23 protein-coding genes and 1 pseudogene are annotated in these 24,493 nt (G+C 55.3%); 16 read left to right on the plus strand and 8 right to left on the minus strand.

The window, feature by feature from the left end:
- Positions 1-71: 71 nt before the first annotated feature.
- The 4 genes from ASG68_RS22125 (at position 72) to ASG68_RS22140 (ending at position 3,496) form a co-directional block, all read left to right on the plus strand.
- Positions 72-2,285 (plus strand): copper-transporting P-type ATPase, encoded by a 2,214-nt coding sequence (locus ASG68_RS22125; protein ID WP_062610160.1) that lies wholly within the window; start codon positions 72-74, stop codon positions 2,283-2,285.
- The gene (locus ASG68_RS22130; protein ID WP_062610163.1) at positions 2,282-2,494 is read left to right on the plus strand and encodes a DUF2933 domain-containing protein; all 213 of its coding nucleotides are present in this window, start codon (positions 2,282-2,284) and stop codon (positions 2,492-2,494) included. Before ASG68_RS22125 ends, ASG68_RS22130 begins: the two co-directional genes overlap by 4 nt.
- The gene (locus tag ASG68_RS22135) at positions 2,491-2,994 is read left to right on the plus strand and encodes a polyketide cyclase (RefSeq protein WP_062610165.1); all 504 of its coding nucleotides are present in this window, start codon (positions 2,491-2,493) and stop codon (positions 2,992-2,994) included. Before ASG68_RS22130 ends, ASG68_RS22135 begins: the two co-directional genes overlap by 4 nt.
- Positions 2,995-3,055: 61 nt before the next feature.
- A complete protein-coding gene (locus tag ASG68_RS22140; protein ID WP_062610219.1) occupies positions 3,056-3,496 on the plus strand; it encodes a hypothetical protein in 441 nt (146 codons plus the stop codon).
- Between the two features lie 49 nt (positions 3,497-3,545).
- Here ASG68_RS22140 and ASG68_RS22145 read toward each other — a convergent pair whose 3' ends face one another.
- The 4 genes from ASG68_RS22145 to ASG68_RS22165 form a co-directional block, all read right to left on the minus strand.
- A complete protein-coding gene (locus ASG68_RS22145; protein WP_062610167.1) occupies positions 3,546-3,878 on the minus strand; it encodes a four-helix bundle copper-binding protein in 333 nt (110 codons plus the stop codon).
- Positions 3,879-3,893: 15 nt separating this feature from the next.
- Positions 3,894-4,322 (minus strand): DUF305 domain-containing protein, encoded by a 429-nt coding sequence (locus ASG68_RS22150; RefSeq protein ID WP_062610169.1) that lies wholly within the window; start codon positions 4,320-4,322, stop codon positions 3,894-3,896.
- Positions 4,323-4,785: 463 nt separating this feature from the next.
- On the minus strand, positions 4,786-5,535 hold the full coding sequence (locus ASG68_RS22160) for a sulfite exporter TauE/SafE family protein (RefSeq protein ID WP_062610172.1): 750 nt from the start codon (positions 5,533-5,535) through the stop codon (positions 4,786-4,788).
- A 246-nt stretch (positions 5,536-5,781) separates the two neighbouring features.
- Positions 5,782-6,222: a YqaA family protein gene (locus tag ASG68_RS22165; RefSeq protein WP_062610174.1), complete on the minus strand. Its 441-nt coding sequence runs from the start codon at positions 6,220-6,222 to the stop codon at positions 5,782-5,784.
- A 214-nt stretch (positions 6,223-6,436) separates the two neighbouring features.
- Between ASG68_RS22165 and ASG68_RS22170 the strand changes: the two genes are divergently transcribed.
- The 11 genes from ASG68_RS22170 (at position 6,437) to ASG68_RS22215 (ending at position 19,007) form a co-directional block, all read left to right on the plus strand.
- Positions 6,437-6,817 (plus strand): hypothetical protein, encoded by a 381-nt coding sequence (locus ASG68_RS22170; protein WP_062610176.1) that lies wholly within the window; start codon positions 6,437-6,439, stop codon positions 6,815-6,817.
- Between the two features lie 90 nt (positions 6,818-6,907).
- Positions 6,908-7,135, plus strand: a complete 228-nt coding sequence (locus tag ASG68_RS32575) for a hypothetical protein (protein WP_082554045.1) — start codon at positions 6,908-6,910, stop codon at positions 7,133-7,135.
- Positions 7,132-8,592, plus strand: coding sequence for a TolC family protein (locus tag ASG68_RS22175; RefSeq protein WP_062610177.1), 1,461 nt, complete (start codon positions 7,132-7,134; stop codon positions 8,590-8,592). The genes ASG68_RS32575 and ASG68_RS22175 overlap by 4 nt, the downstream gene beginning before the upstream one ends.
- 14 nt (positions 8,593-8,606) lie before the next feature.
- Positions 8,607-9,956, plus strand: a complete 1,350-nt coding sequence (locus ASG68_RS22180; protein ID WP_062610179.1) for a multicopper oxidase family protein — start codon at positions 8,607-8,609, stop codon at positions 9,954-9,956.
- Positions 9,957-9,988: 32 nt separating this feature from the next.
- The gene (locus tag ASG68_RS22185; RefSeq protein ID WP_062583459.1) at positions 9,989-10,468 is read left to right on the plus strand and encodes a plastocyanin/azurin family copper-binding protein; all 480 of its coding nucleotides are present in this window, start codon (positions 9,989-9,991) and stop codon (positions 10,466-10,468) included.
- A gap of 21 nt (positions 10,469-10,489) precedes the next feature.
- Entirely contained in the window at positions 10,490-10,774 is a 285-nt protein-coding gene (locus tag ASG68_RS22190) for a copper-binding protein (protein ID WP_062610180.1), read from the plus strand.
- 131 nt (positions 10,775-10,905) lie between these two features.
- Entirely contained in the window at positions 10,906-12,261 is a 1,356-nt protein-coding gene (locus ASG68_RS22195) for an adenylate/guanylate cyclase domain-containing protein (RefSeq protein ID WP_062610182.1), read from the plus strand.
- A 1,700-nt stretch (positions 12,262-13,961) separates the two neighbouring features.
- On the plus strand, positions 13,962-14,567 hold the full coding sequence (locus tag ASG68_RS31585) for a hypothetical protein (protein ID WP_156384909.1): 606 nt from the start codon (positions 13,962-13,964) through the stop codon (positions 14,565-14,567).
- Positions 14,545-16,503, plus strand: coding sequence for a hypothetical protein (locus tag ASG68_RS22205; RefSeq protein ID WP_156384910.1), 1,959 nt, complete (start codon positions 14,545-14,547; stop codon positions 16,501-16,503). The genes ASG68_RS31585 and ASG68_RS22205 overlap by 23 nt, the downstream gene beginning before the upstream one ends.
- On the plus strand, positions 16,484-18,535 hold the full coding sequence (locus ASG68_RS22210; protein ID WP_082554047.1) for a tyrosine-type recombinase/integrase: 2,052 nt from the start codon (positions 16,484-16,486) through the stop codon (positions 18,533-18,535). The genes ASG68_RS22205 and ASG68_RS22210 overlap by 20 nt, the downstream gene beginning before the upstream one ends.
- A 58-nt stretch (positions 18,536-18,593) precedes the next feature.
- Complete coding sequence (locus tag ASG68_RS22215; protein ID WP_062610189.1) at positions 18,594-19,007, plus strand: hypothetical protein; 414 nt, start codon at positions 18,594-18,596, stop codon at positions 19,005-19,007.
- A gap of 144 nt (positions 19,008-19,151) precedes the next feature.
- On the opposite strand, the pseudogene ASG68_RS33105 reads toward ASG68_RS22215, so the two are convergent.
- Positions 19,152-19,775, minus strand: a pseudogene (locus ASG68_RS33105) (integrase core domain-containing protein); the annotation flags it as partial.
- Between the two features lie 210 nt (positions 19,776-19,985).
- Between ASG68_RS33105 and ASG68_RS22225 the strand changes: the two are divergent.
- The gene (locus ASG68_RS22225) at positions 19,986-21,047 is read left to right on the plus strand and encodes a hypothetical protein (protein ID WP_156384911.1); all 1,062 of its coding nucleotides are present in this window, start codon (positions 19,986-19,988) and stop codon (positions 21,045-21,047) included.
- 107 nt (positions 21,048-21,154) lie between these two features.
- On the opposite strand, the gene ASG68_RS22230 is transcribed toward ASG68_RS22225, so the two are convergent.
- The 3 genes from ASG68_RS22230 to ASG68_RS22240 form a co-directional block, all read right to left on the minus strand.
- Entirely contained in the window at positions 21,155-21,511 is a 357-nt protein-coding gene (locus ASG68_RS22230; protein WP_062585757.1) for an endonuclease domain-containing protein, read from the minus strand.
- 741 nt (positions 21,512-22,252) lie between these two features.
- Positions 22,253-23,530, minus strand: coding sequence for a hemolysin family protein (locus ASG68_RS22235; protein ID WP_062585755.1), 1,278 nt, complete (start codon positions 23,528-23,530; stop codon positions 22,253-22,255).
- A 187-nt stretch (positions 23,531-23,717) separates the two neighbouring features.
- On the minus strand, positions 23,718-24,470 hold the full coding sequence (locus tag ASG68_RS22240) for a FadR/GntR family transcriptional regulator (RefSeq protein WP_082478052.1): 753 nt from the start codon (positions 24,468-24,470) through the stop codon (positions 23,718-23,720).
- Positions 24,471-24,493: the final 23 nt, after the last annotated feature.

Below are 24,493 nucleotides of genomic sequence, written 5' to 3' on the forward strand. Positions count from 1 at the left end.
GTCTCCTTGCAAAGTCTTGGATCAGCCAGGGGACGTTCCGAACGAGGCGAACCAATAGGGAACTAAATCCAATGGACGTTCAAAAGGACCATAAGGGTCACTATTACCATAATCACGAACATCACGCTCAGGCCACGCTTGCAACCGAAGGCCGTCCGGTGACCGATCAGACGGAAGGCGTGATGTACACTTGCCCAATGCATCCGCAGGTAAGGCAACTAGGACCCGGGAACTGCCCCATTTGCGGGATGACACTGGAACCGGAAGTGGTCACAGCCGAAACCGGGCCCAGCGCCGAATATCTCGACATGAGACGCCGTTTCTGGGTCGGGCTCGTTCTGTCCGTGCCTGTGCTCCTGCTGGAGATGGGTGGCCACCTCACCAATCTTCACATGGTGCTTGGTGCCCAAACCTCCAATTGGATTCAGCTCGTGCTTGCTACACCTGTCGTCCTATGGGCAGGCTTTCCATTCTTCGAGCGAGCATGGAAGTCACTCGTCACTATGCGCCTGAACATGTTCACATTGATAGCAATGGGGACGGGAGTCGCGTGGACTTACAGCGTCGTTGCTACCCTTGCGCCTGATCTGTTTCCAGCCACGTTCCGCTCCGCAGACGGTTCGGTCGCCATTTATTTCGAAGCTGCAGCCGTCATCACGGTACTGGTATTGCTTGGACAAGTGCTGGAGCTGCAAGCCCGGGAACAGACCGGAGGAGCCATCCGCGCACTTCTTGACCTTGCCCCTAAGACGGCACGCCGCGTCCGCGATGGTGTCGATGAAGACATCGACCTGGAGATGGTTGTCGTCGGGGATCGGCTTCGGGTTCGCCCCGGTGAAAAGGTCCCGGTCGATGGCAGCCTTATCGAAGGTCGCAGTTCAGTTGATGAATCGATGATCACAGGTGAATCGATGCCCGTCACCAAGGAAGTCGGTGCAAAGCTGATAGGCGGCACGATGAACCAGACCGGTGGCTTCGTCATGGAAGCTGGAAAAGTCGGCCGGGATACAATGCTGTCGCAGATCGTTCGGATGGTTGCGGACGCCCAGCGCTCGCGAGCGCCCATCCAACGCCTGGCCGACGAGGTTTCTGGTTGGTTCGTGCCTGTGGTGATCGGGATTGCCATCGTCGCATTCGCAGCCTGGATGATATGGGGTCCAGAACCGCGCTTTGCTCACGGTCTTGTCGCTGCGGTCGCGGTGCTTATCATCGCATGCCCCTGTGCGTTGGGCCTTGCGACCCCAATGTCGATCATGGTGGGCGTTGGCCGGGGTGCGGGTCTTGGTGTCCTGATCAAGAATGCCGAAGCTTTGGAGCGTTTCGAGAAAATCGACACGTTGGTCGTCGACAAGACCGGAACCCTGACAGAGGGTAAACCCAAGGTAACGTCCATGGCCGCCATAAATGGGTTCACAGAACCCGAACTGCTGAGACTGGCGGCAACACTGGAACGAGCGAGCGAGCATCCACTGGCAACTGCCATAGTCAACGCGGCGACGGAGCGCCAGTTGGTTCTCGGCGTCGCGGAAGATTTCGATAGCCCGGTTGGCAAAGGGGTCACGGGAAGTGTCGACGGACGCAGGCTCATCATAGGCAGCCACCGCATCATGGAGGAAGCTCATATCGATGTCTCGGCTCTCACCAGCCAGGCGGAAGCGATGAGGGGTGAAGGCGCAACGGTAATCTTCGTCGCGATAGACGGCCGTGTTGGAGGCCTTTTGGCGATCTCCGACCCGATCAAAACGACGACGCCAGATGCAGTCCAAGCTTTGCTGAAGGCAGGGGTCCGGGTCGTCATGCTGACTGGCGACAACAAGACGACGGCCGACGCAGTCGCTCGCAAGCTCGGGATCACCGAGGTCGAGGCCGAAATCCTGCCGGAAGACAAGAGCAAGATCGTCAAACGTTTGCGGGAAGAAGGCCGGATCGTCGCCATGGCCGGAGATGGAGTGAACGACGCCCCTGCCCTGGCTGCCGCAGATGTCGGAATCGCTATGGGAACCGGCACTGATGTCGCGATTGAAAGCGCGGGCGTCACACTGCTGAAGGGCGATCTTCAAGGGATTGTCCGGGCTCGTGAACTCAGCCACGCGACAATGAGCAATATCCGGCAGAACCTGTTCTTCGCCTTCATTTATAATGCGGCTGGCGTCCCAATCGCCGCTGGAGTGCTCTACCCCACGTTCGGACTTTTGCTGTCTCCGATCATCGCTGCGGCCGCGATGGCGCTTTCGTCGGTAAGCGTCATTGGCAACGCCCTGCGATTGAGGAGCGTACGGATATGAAATGGGATCGCAAATGGGCGCTGCTTGCTGCGTCGCTGGTCGTCATCTTCGCCTTCTTCCTCCTGCGCGAGCACTGGGCGCATGCATTTGGTCTCGCGCCCTACATTCTCCTGTTGGCCTGCCCTCTCCTGCATCTATTCCATGGCCACGGTGGTCATGGCCATGGTGGTCACGGCGAGGACCGCGTGGTTAAGGATGAAACAAGTTGATCTACACACGCTCCGCACAGGCAGATGTTGAGGTGACGACGTCGGCGGAACGTCTATTTGATTACATGGATGACCAGGCAAACCCCGGCACGCACATGCAGAGATCGTCGGCCATGATGCTGTGGGGTAGCATGGCATATGAGTTCGACGACGCTCGCGGCCGAAGCGTCGGTTCCGTCATCAAGATGACCGGAAAAGTAGCGGGTGTGAAACTGTATGTGGAGGAGGTCGTCATTCAGCGGCAACCGCCGTTTCTAAAGGCATGGGAAACGGTAGGAGAGCCGCGCCTTCTCGTTATCGGAAGCTACCGGATGCGCTTCCAAATAGAGGATAGCGGGCGTCTCTGCCGTCTCCACGTTTTTATCGATTACAACTATCCAAGTTCCGTGGTTGGCCGGATCGCTGGGACCTTGCTAGGTGCAATCTACGCAAGATGGTGCGTCAAGCGGATGGCAGCGGCTGCCACGGCAGCATTTTCGACCAAACTCGGTCCGGGCTGACGCAACGCAATCGATGGCGATGAGCGTATTAACGAGAGCGGCCCGCTTTGAGGAGAAGACGATGCTCGATAGACGTAAGTGGACACCTTCAGCCCTGCTTCTGACGATGACTGGGATCGTCCTAGTCGGCATCGGGGTCTATTTTGTTCTAATTCGCCCGCCGCTGCTGCCAGAGGACGTGCGTTACATGCAGTTGACCGAAGCCGACCTGTCGGTAGTCGGGCCGAGCTTGAGAGATTGGCTCGGCCGTGTCTTTGCGGTCCTTGGAGGCTTTGCGATGGCGACGGGCATTCTTATGATCACGCTTGCCGCTACGGCCTTGCGCTCGCGAGAACCCATAGCGGCGTTCGGTGCCATTCTTGGAGGCGTGGTTTCGATTGGGACGATGACAGCCGTCAATTTCGCCATCAACTCCGACTTCAAGTGGGCACTGCTTGGTCTCTTTGCCCTTTGGGCCGCGAGTTTGATCGCCTACTGGCTGGAAGGGGCAGAGGCTCGATGATACTGCATGTTGGGGGAGAGCACGGATGACAGTGCTCTCCCCCGACTTTTCAAGCCGCCATTTTAGTGCAGCTCTCCGCACAGCGACGGCAAGCCGCGACACACGACTCCATGTCCCCAACACGCTCACAATCCTCGGCGCATTGAGCGCAGATTTCGGCGCACTCTCGGCAGACGTGCTTGTGATGCTCTGAACCAATGAGCATGAAATGAGCCGAAGTTCGGCAGATTTCCGCGCAGGCCATCATGAGCTTGAAATGTTGCGGCTCGGTGTGCTTGCCGCCCATTTCTAGGCAGTGGCCCATCGCCATCGACAGGCACTCGCTGTAGCAGCCCAGGCAGTTGTCGATGCACGTTTTCATTTCTTCTGAAAGGTGATGCATGCTCCTACTCCCTTCCTACTTCGCTTCCTTGTTGAGCCACTCAGTCATCTCGGCGATTTCTTTGGTCTGCGCGTCGATGATCTTCTGGGCGTTTGACTTGGCTTCCTCGTTGTCGCCGAACTTGAGTTCGGCTTTCGACATGCTGATCGCACCCATGTGATGGGCGATCATTCCGCAGACGAAGGCGACATCGGCGTCTTTCTTCATCATGCCCTGCATCATGTTCATGTGCATGGACTTCATGCCTTCCATTGATTCCTTCTGGTAGTCGGTCATCATATCGCCCATGCCCATGTCGCCGGACATCATATCCATCTTCGACATGTCCATCTCGGACTTGCACTTATCCGGATAGGCCATCTCCGCGAAAGAGGCGGTTGGCATAATGGCGAGCATTGAAAGAGCGCCTATTGCGGCGAGCGAATTTTTCACGAGAGTTTTCATCTCTATTCTCCTGTTTGGATTCACATATTTGGATTCAGGAAATCAGATATGAAGCTTGGGCGGCGGGTGGAATGTACGCACGAGCAGGAACGGACTGAGTTCGTTGAGGATTGGCGTAACCGGTCGGGGGACGACTGCCTGCGCATCTGCACACGGCGGCTCCGCCAAAATCGGACAGCAGTGCAAGTTAGAGCAGCATCCAGCATGATGAACGGATTCTGGCGCATGATGGCCAGACTCCGAGACCGACGGGCAATTGCGATTGGCGGTGAATTGCCCAGCCACCGCCGCGCCGTGGAGGTTCACCACCATGACGCACAGGGCCGCTATTCGGACCAAGCGGTAAAGGATTCTCAGAACGGGCATGGAAGCGCAATCCTTTTCGCCTCCAAACGCGCCTTTAAGAAGAATGTTCCGAAGAGTGCGGTTTCGACAGTGAAGCTGGGTGAGTGAGTGTTGCTTTTCAGATCAATAAAAGTTTTGTGCCGGACACCAGGAGGACTGCCGCGAGGATGAACCTGAGGCTTCGGTCGGAGAGATATCGGCTACCGACAAGACTGCCAGCGACGCCGCCGAGACCCACCGCTACCAGCCACAGCGGGAGGGCAGAGGGAATAGACTTGATCGACGCGTAGGCTCCCGCGAGGGCTGCTGCCGAGTTCAGAAGATTGTATGCAGCCGTGACGGCAGCAGTGCGCCGACGGCTTACCCAATTCATGGCGAGGATGATCGGCGCGAGGAAGATACCGCCTCCGGTTCCTGTCGTGCCGGAGACGAACCCGATCACCGCCCCGGTAAGTAGTGCCGGGAGGAAGGGTGGGGCTTCGGCGGCTTCAACGGCAATCCTCTTCGTCAGGGCCGAGCGTATCATCTGGATGCCAGAGAGAATCAGAATGATCCCCACGACCGGATAGTAGATGTGTCCCGGCAACTGCACCGATCCGCCTGGCAGCGAGAATGGAAAACCCAGCACGGCGAACGGATAGAAGGTTCGCCATGAGAACAGCCCGGAACGCCAGAACTGGAACGTCCCGATCCCGGCGACGAGCAGGTTCAAGGCGAGCGCTGTCGGTTTCATCACCGTCGGCGCGAGACCGAACATTCCCATTGCCGCCAGATATCCTGACGCTCCGGCTTGGCCGACCGCCGCGTAGAGTGCGGCGACGATCAGGAATAGCACGGCAAGCCATATGGTCTCGTCGAACGCACTCAAAGGGGCAGCCTCGTAATCGGTGAGAAGGATGGGCTATGTGTCGAGAACTAACCGGTAGTGATGCATCTCGTATATTGATGATCGACCTGGTGACATGCGTTTTTCAACGAACGCAACCATCCCCTCAGTTTGCATTTGCACAACACGGCGAACCGCAGGATTTCCACTTTTCCACAGTCGTCAAAATGCGGTTTCAGCGCCAAATGCAAGGCCAGCAACCCGCCTCCTCCCGTTGGTTATGGAAACTTAGAACCCGAGGACTGCCATTGTGCCCAGAGTCGCCGCCGCGAGGACAAGATAGCGGCCGGTCTTTGCCACTGTCACGAGGGCGACAAAGGACCACAGGGGCTCACGTAATAATCCGGCTACAACCGTCAGCGCATCCCCGAACAGTGGCATCCAGGACAACAGCAACGACCATCGCCCATACCGCCGATACCAACCACTGGCTCTCTCTAACGAGGGCTTCTTCACCGGAAACCAAGTCCTGTCCTGGAAGCGATGAATGAACCGGCCGAGGACCCAGTTGCATACTGCTCCCAGAATGTTTCCGACACTTGCAACAATGATCAATCCAGGCACGGAGAATTTACCCGAAACGAGCAAGCCAATTAGGACCGGTTCTGACTGAAACGGCAGAACCGTAGCTGCGCCGAAGGCAACCAGGAAAAGCCCGATATAGGCCATTAAGTTAGTCACTGGGCGTAATCCGCATATCTGACATAGATTCGGCACTTCCCTGTTAGAACCCTATTGACCTTGCCATCGTTGGAAGCCTCAAAAGGTTCTTCATCGTTAATCGGCGGAATGGTCCCTTGTGCAGCGCCATATAATCGACGCGAATCATCTGATAGATGAAGCTCGTAATTGACAACTTCCGGGCTGATGGTAGTCCTCGGGCATGGGTATGTATCGAATCACATTAGCAAAAATGCTGGTTCTACTTCGCTTGGTGATCATCGCATCACTGGCTGGATACTCCTTGCCCACTGCTTCGGCAGCGATGCACGGGCCAATGTCGACGTCTACAACCGTCCAATCTGACGACCACCACGAAATGACAAGCGGCGAGCACGTCCATGCAGACGAAAGCGCCTCTCCGAACGACATTCAAAAAATTGCGAAGCAGGAGTGCTGCAAAGACTTCTGCGTGAGTTTTGCAATTGTCGCGACCGCCGAGGTCGACGGTGGCCCGGTCGTGATGCGTTCCAGTCACGAATTCATCAACGACAACCATGTCGTGGGCGAACTCGTCCCGCTGCACCGCCCCCCGAATATCTGAATAGGACACGCCCGTCCTTACGGGTCTGAACGTGCGTAGGTGGGTATTTTTGCCCGCTGCGCCGCTGCCATCTCCTATTCGGATTACACCATGAAACCTATATTTCTGGTGGTTGCCTTGCCGCTTATCGCAAGCGGTTGCGCTTCCACGTTTCCTCCTGAAGTCACGGCTTCGGGCGACCTCGCCGACCTTCCGTTCGACGTTCGCCCAGTTCACTACCATAGCCCCGTTACGGGCTACACGCACCGCGTCCCGGTCGATCCCAAACCGTGGCGAAATCAGAACGACGCGCAGGCTCCAGACGGAGGCGCGTCATGAACGTATCGAAACTCAAGCTCGCGGCGACTGTCGCGTTGCCACTTATCCTCGGCGGGTGCGTCACGGCGGCGGAGTATTCCCAGAAGAATTCCGGATTCTCGTCGGTGTCCAACAAAACCGCAGAAGCGAGTGGAAAAGACACGGTCTGGATTCAGAACCGCCATGATGCCCAAGCGGTCGCTGGTCGGGTGAAGACGTTGCTGACCAAGAAAAACGTCGACGTCGAGACAGCGGTGCAGGTCGCCCTCCTCAACAACAAAGGCCTCCAGGCAGCCTATGCCGATCTCGGGGACTCTGCTGCGGATGCGTGGCAGTCGACCATGCTCGTGAACCCGACAGTCGAGGTCGGACTGATCGGTATCGGCACGCCAGGACTTGAAGCTTACAAAACCGTCGAAGGCGTGATCGCCACCAACCTCCTGGCGCTCGCCACTCATAAACGGAATGTCGAGATTGCCGATACCGGGTTCCGGAAGGCCCAGCTCAATGCAGCCCTGCAGACCTTGCAACTCGCCGCTGATACCCGGCGTGCGTGGATCACTGCCGTTGCCTCGTGGGAAACGGTCGCCCAACTTAACCAGGCGCAGGCGGCGGCAGACGCTGCTTCGGACCTTGCACAAAAACTCGGCGAAACGGGTGCGCTGACCAAGGGTGGCCAGGCCCGCGAGCACGTATTCTATGCCGAACTGGCGGGTCAGACGGCAAAGGCCCGGCTTGAAGCCCGGCTCGCGAAAGAAGAGCTGACACGGCTCATGGGACTTTGGGGATCGGACGCCGATTACCAGATTCCCAATCGCCTGGCACAGCTTCCGAAGGGTCTGATCAAACGCGACCTGATCGAGGCCGAAGCTCTGCAACGTCGCGTCGACCTGCAGATGGCCAAGCTCGATCTCGAAGCCACGGCCAAGTCCTACAGCCTAACGGAAGCGACACGCTACGTTACCGATCTCGAAATCCTGACTGGATTCGAAACCGAACGCGAATTGGAAGACGGCGAGAAGAAAGTCGATACGACAGGCAACGTAGCCTTCGAATTCGTTATTCCGATCTTCGACAGCGGCAAGGCCAGGATGCGGAAATCGGAGCTGGCCTATATGCGGGCCGCGAACTTGCTGGCGGAAAAAGCGGTGAACGTTCGGTCCGAGGCGCGGTCCGCCTACCAGGCTTATCGCTCGAACTACGACATCGCCCGTCATTACCGCAACAGCGTCGTGCCACTGCGTACCAAGATCGAGGAAGAATCCCTCCTCACCTACAACGGCATGATCACCAACACGTTCGAACTGCTCGCCGACAGCCGGGAGAAGGTCAACTCGACCCTCCTGGCCGTCAACGCAAAACGCGATTTCTGGTTGGCCGAAGCCAATCTCGCGCCTGCCATTTATGGCGGCGGCGCGGGTGCGGCAGGTGGTGAAACTGAAGTTGCAGCGGCTGCCGACAGCGGCGGCGGTCACTAGGAAAGGACACAGACATGTTCAACAGAAGACAGATACTCGGCGCGAGCGCCGCTTTAGTATCGACAGCCGCCTGGGCAAAGACCTCAAACATGGGTCTGCCTGAGACTGCAATCATGGAAACCGCCGAAACGCAGACGCCTGTCCGCCCCTCATCGGGACCGGACTACACGCCGGTCGTGACCCTTAACGGGTGGACGCTACCGCATCGCATGAACAACGGCGTCAAGGAATTCCACCTTGTCGCGGAGCCTGTCGAGCGTGAGATGGCCGAGGGCATGACAGCGCACCTCTGGGGCTACAACGGCCAGTCGCCGGGTCCGACCATCGAGGCGGTCGAAGGCGACCGCGTCCGCATCTTCGTCACCAACAAACTGCCGGAACATACCACCATCCACTGGCACGGCATGATCCTGCCATCCGGCATGGATGGGGTCGGCGGTCTGTCGCAGCCGCATATCCCCGTCGGCAAAACCTTCGTCTACGAGTTCGACCTCGTGAAGTCGGGCACCTTCATGTACCACCCGCATTCGGATGAAATGGTCCAGATGGCGATGGGCATGATGGGGATGTTCATCATCCACCCGAAGGACGAGAAGTTCATGCCGGTGGACCGGGACTTCGTGTTCCTGCTCAGCGCCTATGACATCGACCCCGGCACCTATGTTCCCCGCATCATGGAAATGACGGACTTCAATCTCTGGGCCTGGAACAGCCGCATCTTCCCCGACATCAGCCCGCTTGTGGTCTCCAAGGATGATAGGGTCAGGGTCCGGGTGGGCAATCTGACCATGACCAACCATCCGATCCACATGCACGGCTACGACTTTGAGGTCACCTGCACGGACGGGGGCTGGGTGCGGCCGGAAGCCCGATGGCCGGAAGTCAGCATCGACATCCCGGTCGGTGCGATGCGGGCCTATGAGTTCGACGCCAAGTACGTCGGCGATTGGGCAATCCATTGCCACAAGTCGCACCACACGATGAACGCCATGGGACATGACATCCCGACCTTCATCGGCGTCGACAAGAAGGAAGTCGCGGAAAAGATCAGGAGGCTTCGCCCGGAATACATGCCGATGGGAACCGCTGGCATGGCCGACATGGGCGAGATGGAAATGGAAATTCCGGAGAACACCGTTGCCATGATGACCGGATGGGGTCCGCATGGCCCCATCGAAATGGGCGGCATGTTTTCCGTTGTCAAGGTTCGCGAGGGAATCGCGGCCGACGACTACACCGATCCCGGCTGGTACGAAAACCCACCCGGTACGCAGGCCTGGGAATGGACGGGCGAGCTTCCCGACACGACCAAGGCCAAGGATGCCAAAACCCAGATCACGCCCAAGCCCATGAAGCACGGCTGATCGCATCTCCCAACCAACCAAAGGACTGAATCATGAAGACTGCAATTATCGCATTGTTCCTCGCGGCGCTCGCGTCTCCGGCCCTTGCCTCGGGTTCACACGCTGGTGGTCACGGCGAAGCCATGGCTGTCGGTGAGCCCGGCAAGAAGGCGCAGGCCACCCAGACCATCCGCGTTTCCATGAAGGAGACGGACGACGGCAAGATGATCTTTACGCCGAACACCTTCAAGGTCCGCAAAGGTCAGACCATTGTTTTCTCCATCAAGAACGCGGGCGAGTTGGACCACGAGTTCGTCCTCGACCAGGAAGACAAAATCATGGAGCACAAGGCCGTGATGGAGAAGTTCCCGGAAATGGAACACGACGACCCGAACGCGATCCGCCTGGCTGCCGGAAAGTCTGGCGAGATCATCTGGAAGTTCACCAACGACGGTACGTTCAAGATCGCCTGCCTGGTACCCGGCCATTACGACGCCGGAATGCACGGCGACGTCACCGTTGCCAAGAAGTAACGACGAAAAGGAGAAATCGACATGAATTCATTTATCAAGGTCGCCTCTGCGACCATGCTCGCGCTCACGCTGGCTTCCGGTGTTTTCGCTGCCGAATTCACCAAGGGAACGGTCAAAAAGGTCGATGCCAAGGCGAAGAAGGTAACCCTCATTCATGAGGAACTGAAGGACCTTGAAATGCCCGCGATGACCATGGTTTTCCGTGTTAAGGACGACGCGATGCTGGAAAAGCTCAAGGAAGGCGCGAACATCGAGTTCATTGCCGCGCGCGTTGACGGCAAACTGACAGTCACGGAAGTCAAGTAGTCCGATAGCGTCTGAAAGAGCACGCGGCTGTTTAAACTGCCGCGTGCGACACCCCTGTTTCACCGAGAGAAAGCGGACTCGGTCGGCCCACAAGGTCTTGGAAACCCACCCGCGCTTTCAAGCGACGAGCAATGACATCTTCACTCAGCGCCCAGTGGGACGCCGCGCGGGAAATCCGTTCAATCCTTTTGCGATTTGTCGCTTTCGCCATCCTGCTTGCCAACCTCCTACTTGGTGGCAACGAGGGAGCTGAAAGGACGCATTTCATCGTCGTGATCTGCTACTTCATCATCAGCGTCGCTTCGGTGGCGACCGCACGGTATCTGCCCAGCCTGTCCTGGCTTAAGACGCTCTTTGTCGTTCTCGATGCGCTGCTGGTTGCCCTGATTTTGTACGCGCACATTCTTGGCGGACCGGTTACCGAGAACCACAACCTGACGACGACCAGCCTGGTGGTCGCGTTCATCTTGCTCAATCATGTCGGCTTAAAGCAAGATCGTCGGCTCGTGCTTGTCTTCTCCGGCATCGTTCTGGTTTCCTGGGTAGCCATGTTGGCGGTCACCGCCGCCAGACATCATACCGCCGACGCAATGTCGTTGCTTGCGGCATTCTTCAACCAGGACTTGGGCCTCACAGTAAGCTTCGGCTTTACGGCTTTCGCTATCTACTTGCTCGCGAGGGACCATGATCGGACCCGCAAAGAAGCCTTACGAGCCGACAAGCACCGTCTCAATCTCTCGCGCTTCTTCTCGCCGCTTGTGGTCGCGGACCTCCAGGAAGGCAGCTCAAACCTTGACCTTGAACGTCGCAACGCAGCGATCATGTTCGTCGATCTTAGGGACTTCACGAGTTTCGCAGAGACCGCGCCTGCACGGGAACTGGCGTTGGTGTTGGCAGAATACCGCCACCTCGTTTCCGGCATGATCTTCCAACATGGCGGAACGGTTGACAAATTCATCGGGGACGGAGTGATGGCGGTCTTCGGCCAACCTTCCCCGTCAGAGGACGATGCGGATCGAGCCTTGGCATGCGCTCTCGACCTTGTCGATGCACTGAACGATTGGAAAAACCACAGCATGCGGAACGGCTCCCCTGCCCTCAAGGCGGGCATCGGCTTGCACTACGGCACGGTCGTCGGAGGGGTTTTGGACAGCGGGTGCCACAGCGAGTTGACGGTGATCGGCGACGCTGTAAACGTCGCCCAACGACTGGAGACCTTGGCTAAATCACTCGACGCACTACTTGTGGTGTCGAATGCGCTGATGGCCCGGCTGCTGTGTCCAGTTCCATCTGCCCTCTGGATACCACAAAACTCAGTGCCGCTGCCGGGACGTCGGTTCCCGATAGATGTTTGGTATCTGCGCCGCGAAGCGGGTCTCGATCCGGCCGAGGACAGTTCAGGCTACGAGACAGGAGTCATGCAGACTGCCCTCCAAAGATCGTCCTTCCAGTCATCCCCTCCCGGGCCCAGTGTGTGCACCGGGTAGTCAATGCCTCTGACAGACACTTTGGCGGGATCACTGCATTTCACAAATGCTCGATGCTTTCCCGGATCAATGTAGGCAGAACCGCTCGTAGCGTCACCTTGTGAAAGCGATATTTGGACGTCGTAATCGTATCCAGCTCGCTTTGTTGAGTGACTACTGACGAGACCAAGATTGACAACGGTGTTGTCGTCGAAATGCGCCGTGTGGAATATAAGGGGCTCTCCCGCCACCGCGCTTAAAGCGGACAGCACTCCGACGGCGAGGATGAGTACAAAAGCACGCATTCCCACCTCCCATGGTTCAGCGAAGCCTGTATCATATCACGTACGTGGCGGCTTGCTAAGGATCGCGTCGGCCCCTCCGGGCTGATCAGTATTCGTGCCACGCCACCCCCGATTCGGGTGCTTCGCATAGATGCGGCTCTTTACGCTTCGCGACGGGCTGGCTCCAATCACTTCTCCAAATGGAGTTATACTGAGCCCAACAAGTATCATCCAGTCTTGGATTATTCCTTTTTCTGCCTAGCAGGAGACCTACAATTCGCGTCGCGAGGAAGGAGTTCTTTGGTTGTCGCCTACCCCGCCAAGGAATTCCTGCTCGTTATTGGGAGCCGTCACGCTATACAAGCTCTATGTATAATTCTTTTCACGATTTGACGCGCTACCGAAAAGAACTTCTGAACATAGAATTGTTTACTAAAAATAAATCTATACGCTAAAATGAAAAATATATCCGCACGAAATTTACGTATTTATCTGATGGACAGACCGCCAAAACACAAAATAGAAAAAGGAAATAAAAAACCTAACGACTCAAACACGCCAGATCGAAGGAGTTCTTCAGAATCATGCTAAAGTATTATTTTTTACTATAATTCGACCATGTTTGACAAAATTACATTCGTAAACTTGAATCCGGCGACACCGTTGCTGTTGTTCAGCAATACACACTAATGCAGGTGGCCTCTTTGTCGGGTCCGCTAGGATGGTAGGGTGAGGCAGTTGGGGCAGAGTTTACGTCAGCGCAGACAATCCGTTTGGCAAATTCACTTTCCCGACGAGGCGCGTTTGAAAAGAGCGGGTTTCGAAAGCATTTCGTACTGCCCATCAATCTTCCACCAGCACCGGTATCAACCCCATCCATCTCAATATTTGAGAGAACGATGCACAGGCCACTGGAAGCCAGATTGGGCGGAGGAAGCGGGGACGACTGCCGAAACCGTGGCAAAGACGACCATCCGAAATTGCTCATACAGCCTAACCAACTTCTTCAATTGGTCCGACAGCGTAGCGCTGGTACTTTCCGATGCAAAATATGATGACGTGCTATCATATCAGAGCGATATGATAGCAGGCGTGTGGAGCTGTAAAGGTGATGGCCTCTCGCCCGGTACAGTGAACCCTCGCGCCGATGAAGCCTGTTCGTACCTAAGTTGGCTCGCATCTAAAAACCTTCGTCCACCGTTCGTTGTCCCCACGAAGCTGACGCGTATCATTCACCCGCGCTCTCGAAAAGCAACGGTCCGCCGAATACGGCTCGGACGCGAAAAAGCCAGCCGACAAAGTCTCAGAATGCTGACCCTGCCCTCGGAGTGGCAGGTTCAAGACTGGCTCGCGACGGTTCGAAGAAGTAGAGGCGTTAGCAAATTCCACGCCTGTGGCACCATCATCAAAACCGGTCTTCGGTCGCATGAGCTATGCATGCTGCCTGTCGCTTACTGGCCGAGCCGAAAAGCAATTGATGATGCGATATCGGCTGGCCTCGCTGAGGTGACCATGCCACTTGGACCAACTAAAGGAAGCGTCAAACGCGTCATAGCAGTCGACGTCGAACATGGTAGCCGTGTTCGCACTTGGATAGACAATGACCGACCTTCACTGGCTCTGACCTACAAAGCTCGAACCGGTCTTCCAGAACCTACCCGGCTATTTCTCTCCGACGCTCCAGGTCACGAAGGAACACCGCTTTCACAATCACAACTCTATAAATGCTTCAAGCTGGATATCAAGTTCATATGGTATCCCCATCTCGGCCGTCATTACTTCGCATGCACGTCCTTGCTCAAAGGCATTCAGCATGATGCCCAAATATTGGGCCACGCGCCACGTGATATGTCGCCTAATTGGATCAGAAATCGCGGCGAATACTGGCTGGATATGCAGCGCCGTCAGCTCGGACATCTCTCCGAAGCAACAACTGAATTGTATCTGCGGTGGATAATTACTCATCATGTGCTTGTAAACACCTTTGACGAATGGAATTTCTTCTTGGATGGAGAGAGCCTTGAAACTCAACAAGCCCACTAGCGATCCGCCCTTAAAGCCGTACCAGTTCTGGATAATCCCAGCAAACGGGAACCCGAGGCATCTCGCTGATACTGCTGAGTTTTTCAATGGGTGCAGCGCGCGGGACCTAGGGAAGAAAGAACAGCGGCTATGGAAAGGTGATATCCAAGGGAATCCCGGGCTCGCTGCTGACTTCGTCCGAGTTGTTCAGGCATTGCGACACGACCAACAAAACTTCAAGCGACTTCGGTATTCGTGGCGGAATTTTTATCGTTTCATACAGGAGCGTACCGATCTCCCCCCTGTCCATTCCATCCATGATATAACCAGAATTCATGGGCTTGCCCTCAAGCAGTGGCTCCACAAGCGCGGTTTGGGATCGGGTGGGTACAGGCCTATCAAAGCTATCGTAGATGCCTTCTCTATGATGGAGTGTCATCGGCCCTCCGATCTCCCTGCCCGAGATGGCGATGCAAAAACAGAACCAGAAGAGCAAGACCTCATCGGTTTGCAGCGGCTCAGCCTCATACTTAGAGGAGAAGCACGCGAGCAAAAGAGAATGGTACGGGAAGGAAATGAACTCGCTGACTTAGGACGTGATCCTAGAGGGCGAACTTCCTCCTGGAACTCTATTGTGAACCAAGTCTGGCTGGTACGCGAGCTTACCGCTGACTTCATCCCGACCAAGCCCGAAATCCTGAAGGCTCGCGCTGGCAACTTGAGAGATCGCTCCGTTGGCGGTCCAAGCTACCGAAGTCCGGGGCAATCACCGAGAGCGACCCGTGGGTACGTTGGGAAGTTAAGATATTTTGCGCCCGCCCAAGCAGATACTGCCGTCTATCTCTGGCTCTTCATGCTTCATACCGGGTTCAACCTTGCAACAACCCTCGACATCGACATCAGCGATGAACAATGGTTCCAAACGAGTTTTCAAGACCCAGAGCACGTCGTAATTTCTATATTTAAGGAGCGCGCAGGGACTTGGGTGTTCGCTCCGTCCCTAGTGCAGCCTGAGTTTCATCCGTACCAGTTGATCCGGTTCATGATAAAGCGCACCGAAAAGCTTCGAATGACGCTGGAACGGAGACTAGTTGAACTTCAGAAGCACGACGCCGATTTTCCTACCAATACGGTTAAAGCAGAGATCACTTACCTTCAGCGCCTGATCAAGTCACCCTGGCTCTATCACAACATCGGCGACGCAGGGCGCGTCGAGGGATTCCAAAGCACTGATGCTGGCCTTCTAAATACGTTCATCAGAAACATAATACATGCTGAGGAACTCCAGACCGAACACCCTTGGCTTGCCCGACTGGCCACGACGCAGGTTCGCGATGGGATGATAAATTTTGCGCATGATCGGTCTGGGTCCGCGATGATAGCCCAATACGCAGCACAGCACGGGTCGCAGAGATCACTTCGGTACTATCTTGCGCGGGGTAAACAGCGAAAGAGGAACTTCAAGGCGGTCAACCAAGTCATATCTCTCATGATCAGCGAGGCGTTGAACAAAAACGTCATTGATTTCGTCCGAATACGCATCATGAGAGAGCGTGGTGAGATAACCCTGGTTCAAGAAAAGCGTCTCCTGGACTTCCGCCAACGAACGCGAGTTGGCATGGGATGCCTCGAACCAACCAACCCACCCCGGCATATCGCACCTGATCATGTTCCGGACACGATCTGCAAAATCCAAAGATGCACGGGGTGTTGCCACGGAATTATCTTTGACGACAGCGTGGAACCCCTTTCTAACGCACTCGCCGACCTTCACTTTATTAAGCGATCCCTGCCGCTTACAAGCTGGGCTGACACCAGTCTCGCCGACGAAGAGGCATCAATTAAAGCGACCCTAAAGCAGTTCTCCCCAGAGATCGTTAAGGGCCACTACACTGACCGATTTAACAAGCTAATCTCCGGCGAAGCGAAGGTCTTTGATGTATATCCGTTATACTGAAGATGCATTTGTAGCATTTCGTAATGAGTTGCTGCTGAAAAACGACGGGATCGAAGGACTCGCGCGCTTTAGTTGGGAGACTTTAGCGAGGATCGAGATTTTTCCTGGATCGCCGCTGGGAGCAGCGCAAATCGTCGTACCTGAGAACTATCTTCCTCCAGGGCCGAGACGACGCCCATCATTCCGAACGCGATCCCCTTCCCGAGACGGGAGGATCACCCAGGGTACAAGTACCGCGATTGGGGCGAAGCGAGAAGAATGGGTCCGAAGAGCACTTTTCGTAATTTGGCTTCCGCATCGTCTCGACGTCAAAAAGGATGGGTACGGGCCGTCGACATGGCTGTCAAAAACAAAAAACTTTCTTCGTGTTGTCGAAGCCCTATCAACGAAACTGCGGCCATGGGAGCATGATTTTTGGCCACTGCTGCTCACGGCTGAGCATCAGAACTACGATGAGTTTACAAAAAGTGCAGCTACAAAGGATGATCTTCGCCGCACCTGTGAAATGCTCAAAGACGCTGCAGAAGATGGCATAATGCCACGCCCTTCGGAGATTGCTGGACTACAGACAGGAACGACGATTTCGAAATCGTTCCGCACCTCAGGTGCGGTTTCGGACACCGTTCCGGTAGAAAGCTCGGAGGTATCTTCCCCCTTACAAGAGAAAAGAAACCAAGCGTTTCCAAATGATTTCGTCGTATCCTTTCTCAACATTGCAATATGGCTTCAGGAGAACCTAATCGATCAGCTCCTTGAGTGCTGGGAGAGGACGGAGGCAATCAATAATGGCGACCCTAATAATCGGGGAAGATTGAATGAACGTACAAAAAGAGCGAGGGAGCACATAGTCAATGAATTCGAATGGAAGGATAAGAATGGACGTCCTCTGACCAAACTTCCCTTCAACCTAAAACAGAGTACACGCTTTGGGTACGAATACACGAATGCATGGCCCCCTAAGAATTACGCAACTTTGCCGCTTTGTATCACAGTTGTCCAAGCATCGAATGCTTGCCTAGCGGGGTTCTGCACCGGGGCTAGAATTCACGAAATAAGTGGGGCCGAGTCCCCCTCGGTGGATGTCGATGACGAGGTCATGGCTTCGCAGACCTATAAGTATGCCCCTTCGCTAGGTGGCGAGAAGCGCCATTGGCCTCTCCATCCATACGCTCGACGGGCTTTGTTACAGCAGGACCGACTCGCGAGGATTGTAAGACCAACTGATAGTCTGCATCTTTGGGTTCAGACACGGCACTCCAGTACAGCCGATAGAGGCAGTGCGCTGTATGACCTTTCTCAAGCAACGGTGGAGTGCCTTAAACACCTCCAGTTGGACGAGCTATCCGACGGTCGCCCCCATTTCCATCGGTGGCGTCACACCTTGGCACGATCCATTGCCTTGACAGTGGTAGAAGCGCAGCAGGTCATTCAAGATGTCTTAGGTCATGACGATCTAGAGACCACTCTTCACTACATGCTTTCCGACCCGGAAATCGCGCAATGGGCAATGCAAGTTGCGCGGGAAGCAGCGCACGCCCTGGCCGTTGAGGCTGTGAAAGAGATTGAGAATGGGGTGGCAGGAGGTCCTGCTGCCGTTCCTCTCGCTAACGGTTTAGCTGAGCTAAAAATGAGGAGAGGCATCGAGGCTCTAGGTACGAACGATATTGAGGACGCGGCAAAACTTCTGACGCTGAACGGCATTGCGTTCCATCGAATCAAGGGCAAGATAATCTGTACGAAGCTGCCAAATCAATTCGGCCCATGCACTAAAAGCCGAGGGCGTGCTGATCCTGGGTCGTGCCGTAGTAGCTGCGCGAACCGGCTCGAACTCTCAGTCGAGCGCATAGAATGTGAGCTTGAGCTAACTCGCCTCCTTGCAGAGTATCAATCGTCGAAAGTTGAAAACAGGCACTTTGAGGTAGCCTTCCTTTCTGGAGCGATCCTAGCCGAACTCCACAGATGGCCCGAAGTTCGAGAAGAATTCATCTCCAAATCAACGCTTGCATCAGAAATTTGGCATGGCAGAAAGTAAATCGTTCAGGCGGTCGAGAACCCCACGGCACCACACTCGGGCCAATTTGGATAACAAGGTGTTCGTCTACGTGACCGTGGCACCTCCAACGCTGGTCCCCGAGGACCGCATAAAGTGGGCGCTCGATTCGATTGAAAGGGAAACTTCGCAAAACAACGGTGTCTATCCGTTCGCGAAACGCAAACCTGGAATTCAAGAGGTTCTGCGACGATCAGGTTTCTCGCCGTCATACCTTGAGCGCAAGGGTGAGGATGAGTCTCGCGATGCAGGCCAAGCCAAGCTAAAATCTTACATCTTTGGTGAACTTTCAAAAATTAACAACACACCGAGGGTGTTGCCCGAGTCGCAGTTAAATAAAGATATGGGTGATCAAACCTATCAGCTTCGCCAGGCCATTCTGGAGGCAGAGCTTGAACTATATGAAGTCCGTCTCCAACTAGAGCAGCTCAAAAGTAACAAAAACTCTGCCTGAGGCTACGAAAACTCTATAAGAACGTTTTCCTGTCCCTTTGGCGTTTCATCTCCTTAACGGCTCAGTCAACGGGCCTGCGAACAGTTTCATAACCCGGCCGCGAGGACGCGCATGCGTTTCAGCGCGACGGTAATCCCCCCGTGTTTAGCAGGGCTCTGCAGTAGAATTCACGCGGCCATTTTTCGGTTTCTGTGCTGGTGTGATGCCGCCGAGGCCCATATTGGGCCGTTCGTTGTTGTAGGTCCATAGCCACTGTGTGGCCAATTCCTTTGCCTGGTCGAGCCATTCATGCCGGACGGTGCGGTTATAGCGCTCGACATAGGCATTCTGCTGCGGCTTGCCCGGTTGGATGTGCTTCAAGGCGATCCCTTGTTTCTCTGCCCATTCCATGAGCTTAACGCGTGATCCGCAGCTTGAACCAGATCATCGAATGGCGCTGCAAGCCATACGCCATTCGAATGGACAACGGCCCGGAATATGTCAGCGGCAAGCTGGCAGTGAAAAGTCCACTTCGATGCCCAGCCCTTCGCGGTTGAAGTCGTCTAGGATGTTGAGTAGCCGGAACTGCCTGCCGTCCTCCAGACGGTCTGCCATGAAGTCCATTGACCAACCGTGTTTGGCTGATCCGGAACGGCGAGCACATCGGGCTTGTCCCGCTTCAATCGCTTTCTTGGCTTGATCCGTAGGTTCAATTCCAGCTCGCGGTAGATGCGGTACCCGTTTGTGGTTCCAGCGATGCCCCCGGACATTGCGCAGGTAGGCAGGACAGCGTGGGAGTAAGCTCGCGGAGTAAGGTCTCGCAACGTTTTGAAAATATGATCTTTTTCACAATGTAGTAATACTAGGATGGTGCGACGAGTGGTTGCAGCTAATTAATACAGGGATAAGTGGTTGAGATCGCCTCCTAACAACTGACGCTGAATTTAAGCTTATCCCCGCGGTGATTTGGTTCGCAGCGGGGATTTTCATAGGTGCTACATGTACAAGACCGAAACTGTTTTCGTTATAGGTGCAGGTGCTAGTTATGAAGTTAAAATGCCTCTTGGAGTGCATTTAAAAGAGAAGATAAAAGAACTCCTAGATATTAAATTTGATCATTCGACGACGCCTATAACCGGTGATCGGTACATTGCAAAGGCATTAGAAAGGAAGATTGGACTGGGTTCTCAAGAAGAGGCCAACGAATATAATCGTTACCTCGCAGCTGCTTGGCATATCCGCGATGCTTTAGATCAAGCAATTTCGATCGATAATTTTATTGAAAATCAAGAAGATGATCGAATTTCCACGATGGCGAAATTAGCTATCACGCGTTCGATATTGTCAGCAGAACAAAAATCACTGCTTTTTCCCAAGGATGAACGAGGCCGTTCAAATATCGATTGGAGACGGATAACCGATACTTGGTATCATGGTTTGTTTCAGACGCTGGTTGAAGGGCGAGCGAAGAGTGACATCGGTAATTTATTTTCTAATGTAAGTTTTGTAACGTTTAACTACGACAGGACTCTTGAGTTTTTCCTTTTTGAATCAATAAAAAATTACTATAATGTGGAAAACGACATCGCTGCTGAGTTAGTAAATGGCGTTAGTATTACTCACCCCTATGGGGTTGTAGGTGTCTTGCCTTGGCAAACAAAACCAGGGGTAAGGGTGAATTTTGGAGTGCCGGATACAATAAACTTGTTAGATATCTCAAATTCGATAAAGACATTCTCCGAACAAGTCGATGATCAAACTTCACTGATCAATATAAGGTCGAGAATAACCGAAAGTAAGAGAATAGTATTCCTCGGCATGGCATATCATGATGCTAATATGGAAATTTTGCAGCCGGAATCCGCTACCTCTATAGATAGAATAATCGGTACAGCGTTTGGCGTTTCGCGAAGCGATTTGACGGTTTTAGAACGCAGGATGATACGATTAGCAACAAGTAAAGAAGAAGATTTACGCTGGCCGGGCGAGAAGATATCTCTGGAAAGAGACCTAACTTGTGCAGCGCTGTTTTATGAATTTGGTAGAACCCTTAGAGCGTAAGCCATCCTTTTCTCCCATCTGCGAGAGAGAAAGCAAAATCTAACACTTAGCCTGCGGCTAAATGTTAGATTTTGCGTCCTCTCCCACAAGGGGAGAGGTCAAGCCCCTCATTCGCCGCTATTCCTCAGCTCAGACGATATCGTCAGGCAAACACCATCAAGGTTCTTGACGATTTCCTCGTTCCAGAAGCGCAGGATGCGAAAACCCTCGTTCTGGAACAGCGCATCCCGCACAGCATCACCCACATTCTCCGCGTGTTGAAACCCGTCCACCTCGATGATCAACCGCGCTTCAAAGCAGACGAGATCGAGGATGTAACCGTTGAGCGGAACCTGCCGCTTGAATTTGAACCCTTCCAATTGGCGATTGCGCAGCGCCTGCCAAAGCAGGTTCTCGGCCAGCGTGGCATCGGCCCGCATATGGCGGGCGCGGCTGCGATGGATCGGCGGCGGTGTGTGGCGCATAGTGGGGTCCGGTTGTTTTGCGAGTGTAGCAAAGATCCCCTCACCTGCAATTTCTAACACTTAGCTAAAGCTAAGATGTTGAAATTGCTTCCTCTCCCACTGGGGGAGAGGTAACCCGGAGCCGAATTCTCGCCAAGCCGTGGATGATTTCGAGCCGCAAAGGTGCGGCATCCTTACCTCTCCCCCGGTGGGAGAGGACACAAAATCAACATCTTAGCCGCAGGCTAAGTGTTAGATTTTGTTGGTGAGGGGATCTCAGCCACATAACAATATCCCCGCCCCGAAAATCCAGCCTATGATTCCCCTCGTCCCGCCACGGATACACTGCCAGCCGTGGCAGCGAGGCGGGGCCGGCGCCGGGTTTGGGGGAAGGACGGACGTCCCCATAGCCGGGGTCCAGGCGAAATTTCCCCTCCGCAGGCTGTTGCTGCTGCGGGCGTGCGATGCACAGAGGGTCCACTGCATGTCGCCAGAAAGTGTATAGCGGTTTCTGGACAACGACATGCACATGAGCGGGCCGTAGTGGAAAAAGTGCGTGGGCAAAAACCGCCGAACGGGGCGCTGGCGAGAGCCACTTTCCCACTACCAAACGAGGCTCTTTCGAGCGCCCCGGCCATGTTCTTTGACAAACCACGGGCAAACCTGCCGCGTGAACATACAGTCATGCCGGTTCGGCAACGTGAGCAGAAACGCTCCCCTGGTGCCATACTGAAAAGTTTCAGCCTGCCTTGGCAGAAAAACTCACGATGCCGCGCGCGATACCAGAATCTTGTCGATACGCCGGCCGTCCATGTCGATGACCTCGAAGCGGTAGCCGTAGGCTTCCGTCACGTCGCCCTCTTCCGGGTTCTTTCGCAATTCCTGGACCAGGAAACCGGAGATCGTCTCGTAGTTGCCATCGGAATCGATCTCGTCGATACCGATCGTCAGATGGATTTCGTCGATGGGGGTGCGGCCGTCGACGAGATAGGAGCCATCGTCGCGCTGGCGAATCAGGGCATGTTCGATATCGTCGTAGTTCGACGGCAGCACACCGACAATCGCCTCGAGAATATCGGCAATGGTGAGAATGCCCTCGATACTGCCGTATTCGTCGACGATCATCGCCATGTTGGTGTGCGACGCCTTGAACGCCTCCAGCGCCTTGAGGCAGGACGCTGTCTCCGGCAAGGTATGGATATCCTTGATGAAATTCCGGATCTGGAAACCTGCCTTGTCCGGCGCGTTGAGAATTTCCTTGACCTGGACAGCACCGAGAACCTCGCCGCTCGCATCCATCACAGGGTAACGGGAATGGGCGGATTGGCCGACCTTTGCCCGGATCGTCTCCAGCGTGTCGTTGATGTCGATGAAGCTCACCTCGGTGCGGTGCGTCATGATCGATTTGACGTTGCGATCACCCAGCCGGATGATCCGCCGCAACATTTCATGCTCGGACTTTTCGATCGCGCCGCTTTCGACCCCCTCGGCCATGATCGCCTGAACCTCTTCTTCCGTCACCTGGTCGCTATCGCTGGCGACACCGAAAATGCGCATGAAAAGCGCGGCCGAGGTTTCGAAAAGATAGACAATCGGAGCGGCGAGCTTGGAGAGGAACGACATCGGGCCGGCAACGAACATCGCCACGCCTTCGGAATTCTTCAGCGCCAGTTGCTTGGGGATGAGTTCCCCGATCACGACCGAAAGATAGGTAATGAGAGTGACGACCAGCGCTACCGCGACCGTGCTGCCATAGGGATGGATCCAACTGATGGTGTCGAGCGTCGGCGCAAGCTTGTCGGCGATCGTCGCGCCGCCGTAAGCGCCAGCCAAGGTGCCGACCAGCGTGATACCGACCTGGACTGTCGAGAGAAACTTGCCGGGATCCTCGGCCAACCGCAGCGCCAGTTCGGCGCGGCTGTTGCCCTGTTTTGCCATCTGCCGCAGCAGTGGCCGGCTTGCCGATACAATTGCCATTTCCGAAAGCGCGAAAAACGCATTGATCAATAAGAGCACGAAAATAACAAGCAGTTCGGACATAACCCTCGGACACCGTTGATAGAGATCCGCCCGCCGGAACCGGCGCGCGTCAAAGTCGACCTATCAAATAGGCGGAAGACGCAGTTGCAGCAAGGCGGCAACGGCAGAATTGCGGTTCTTTTGCCGAAAGACCTGCATTATCAGGCTCGCAGCGCTGCCGATTGCGGAGACGCGGACGCCAAGCGGACTATTCGCTCCGGGGTTTCGCTTCCGCCCGTTCACTGAGCGCGGCGCGAACGCGTTCGCGCCCGACACGGATAACATTTTCCATCGCAGCCCTGGCACCGGCCTCGTCGCGCCTACTGATCTGCTCGACGATCTTGATGTGCGAGCGCGCGACATCGTCGATACGCTCCTTGCCCGACGCCGGCGAACTCAGCTTGAAGATACCGACCAGCGCCGCCTCGATCAGGCTGCCGACGGTGCGCATGAACGGATTTCCCGAGGCCTCGACGACAGCCAGGTGAAACTTGAGGTCGGCGATAGCGAGTGTTTCGGCCGTATGGTCTGGGTCGCCCATTGCGACAGCGAGACGCATCATGCCGCTGATTTCCGCTTCCGTCGCGTTGATGGCGGCCAGAGCCGCCCCATGCGGCTCAAAGGCGAGGCGGATTTCGCTGAGGTGATACAGAAACTCCTCGTCCACGCCGCCATGGAAATGCCAGGTCAGCACGTCGCTGTCGAACAGGTTCCAGTGGTTTTTCGGCGTGACGCGCGTGCCGATCCGCGCCCGCGGCACAATCAGCCCCTTGGCGGCAAGCGTCTTCATCGCCTCGCGCAACACCGTGCGCGACACCTTGAACCGCGCGGCAAGCTCCGGATCTCCCGGCAGGATCGAGCCGACCGGAAACTCTCCGGCAATGATCGCCTTGCCCAGTTCATCCACCACCTGTGCATGACTGGTGCGCGTGTTCACACCGGTGATGACGGTTTCGAGCATACCCTTACGCAAGCAACTCCCCC

Origin of the sequence: Rhizobium sp. Leaf453 (genome assembly GCF_001425605.1) — a bacterium.
In the GTDB taxonomy this organism is placed as follows: domain Bacteria; phylum Pseudomonadota; class Alphaproteobacteria; order Rhizobiales; family Rhizobiaceae; genus Pararhizobium.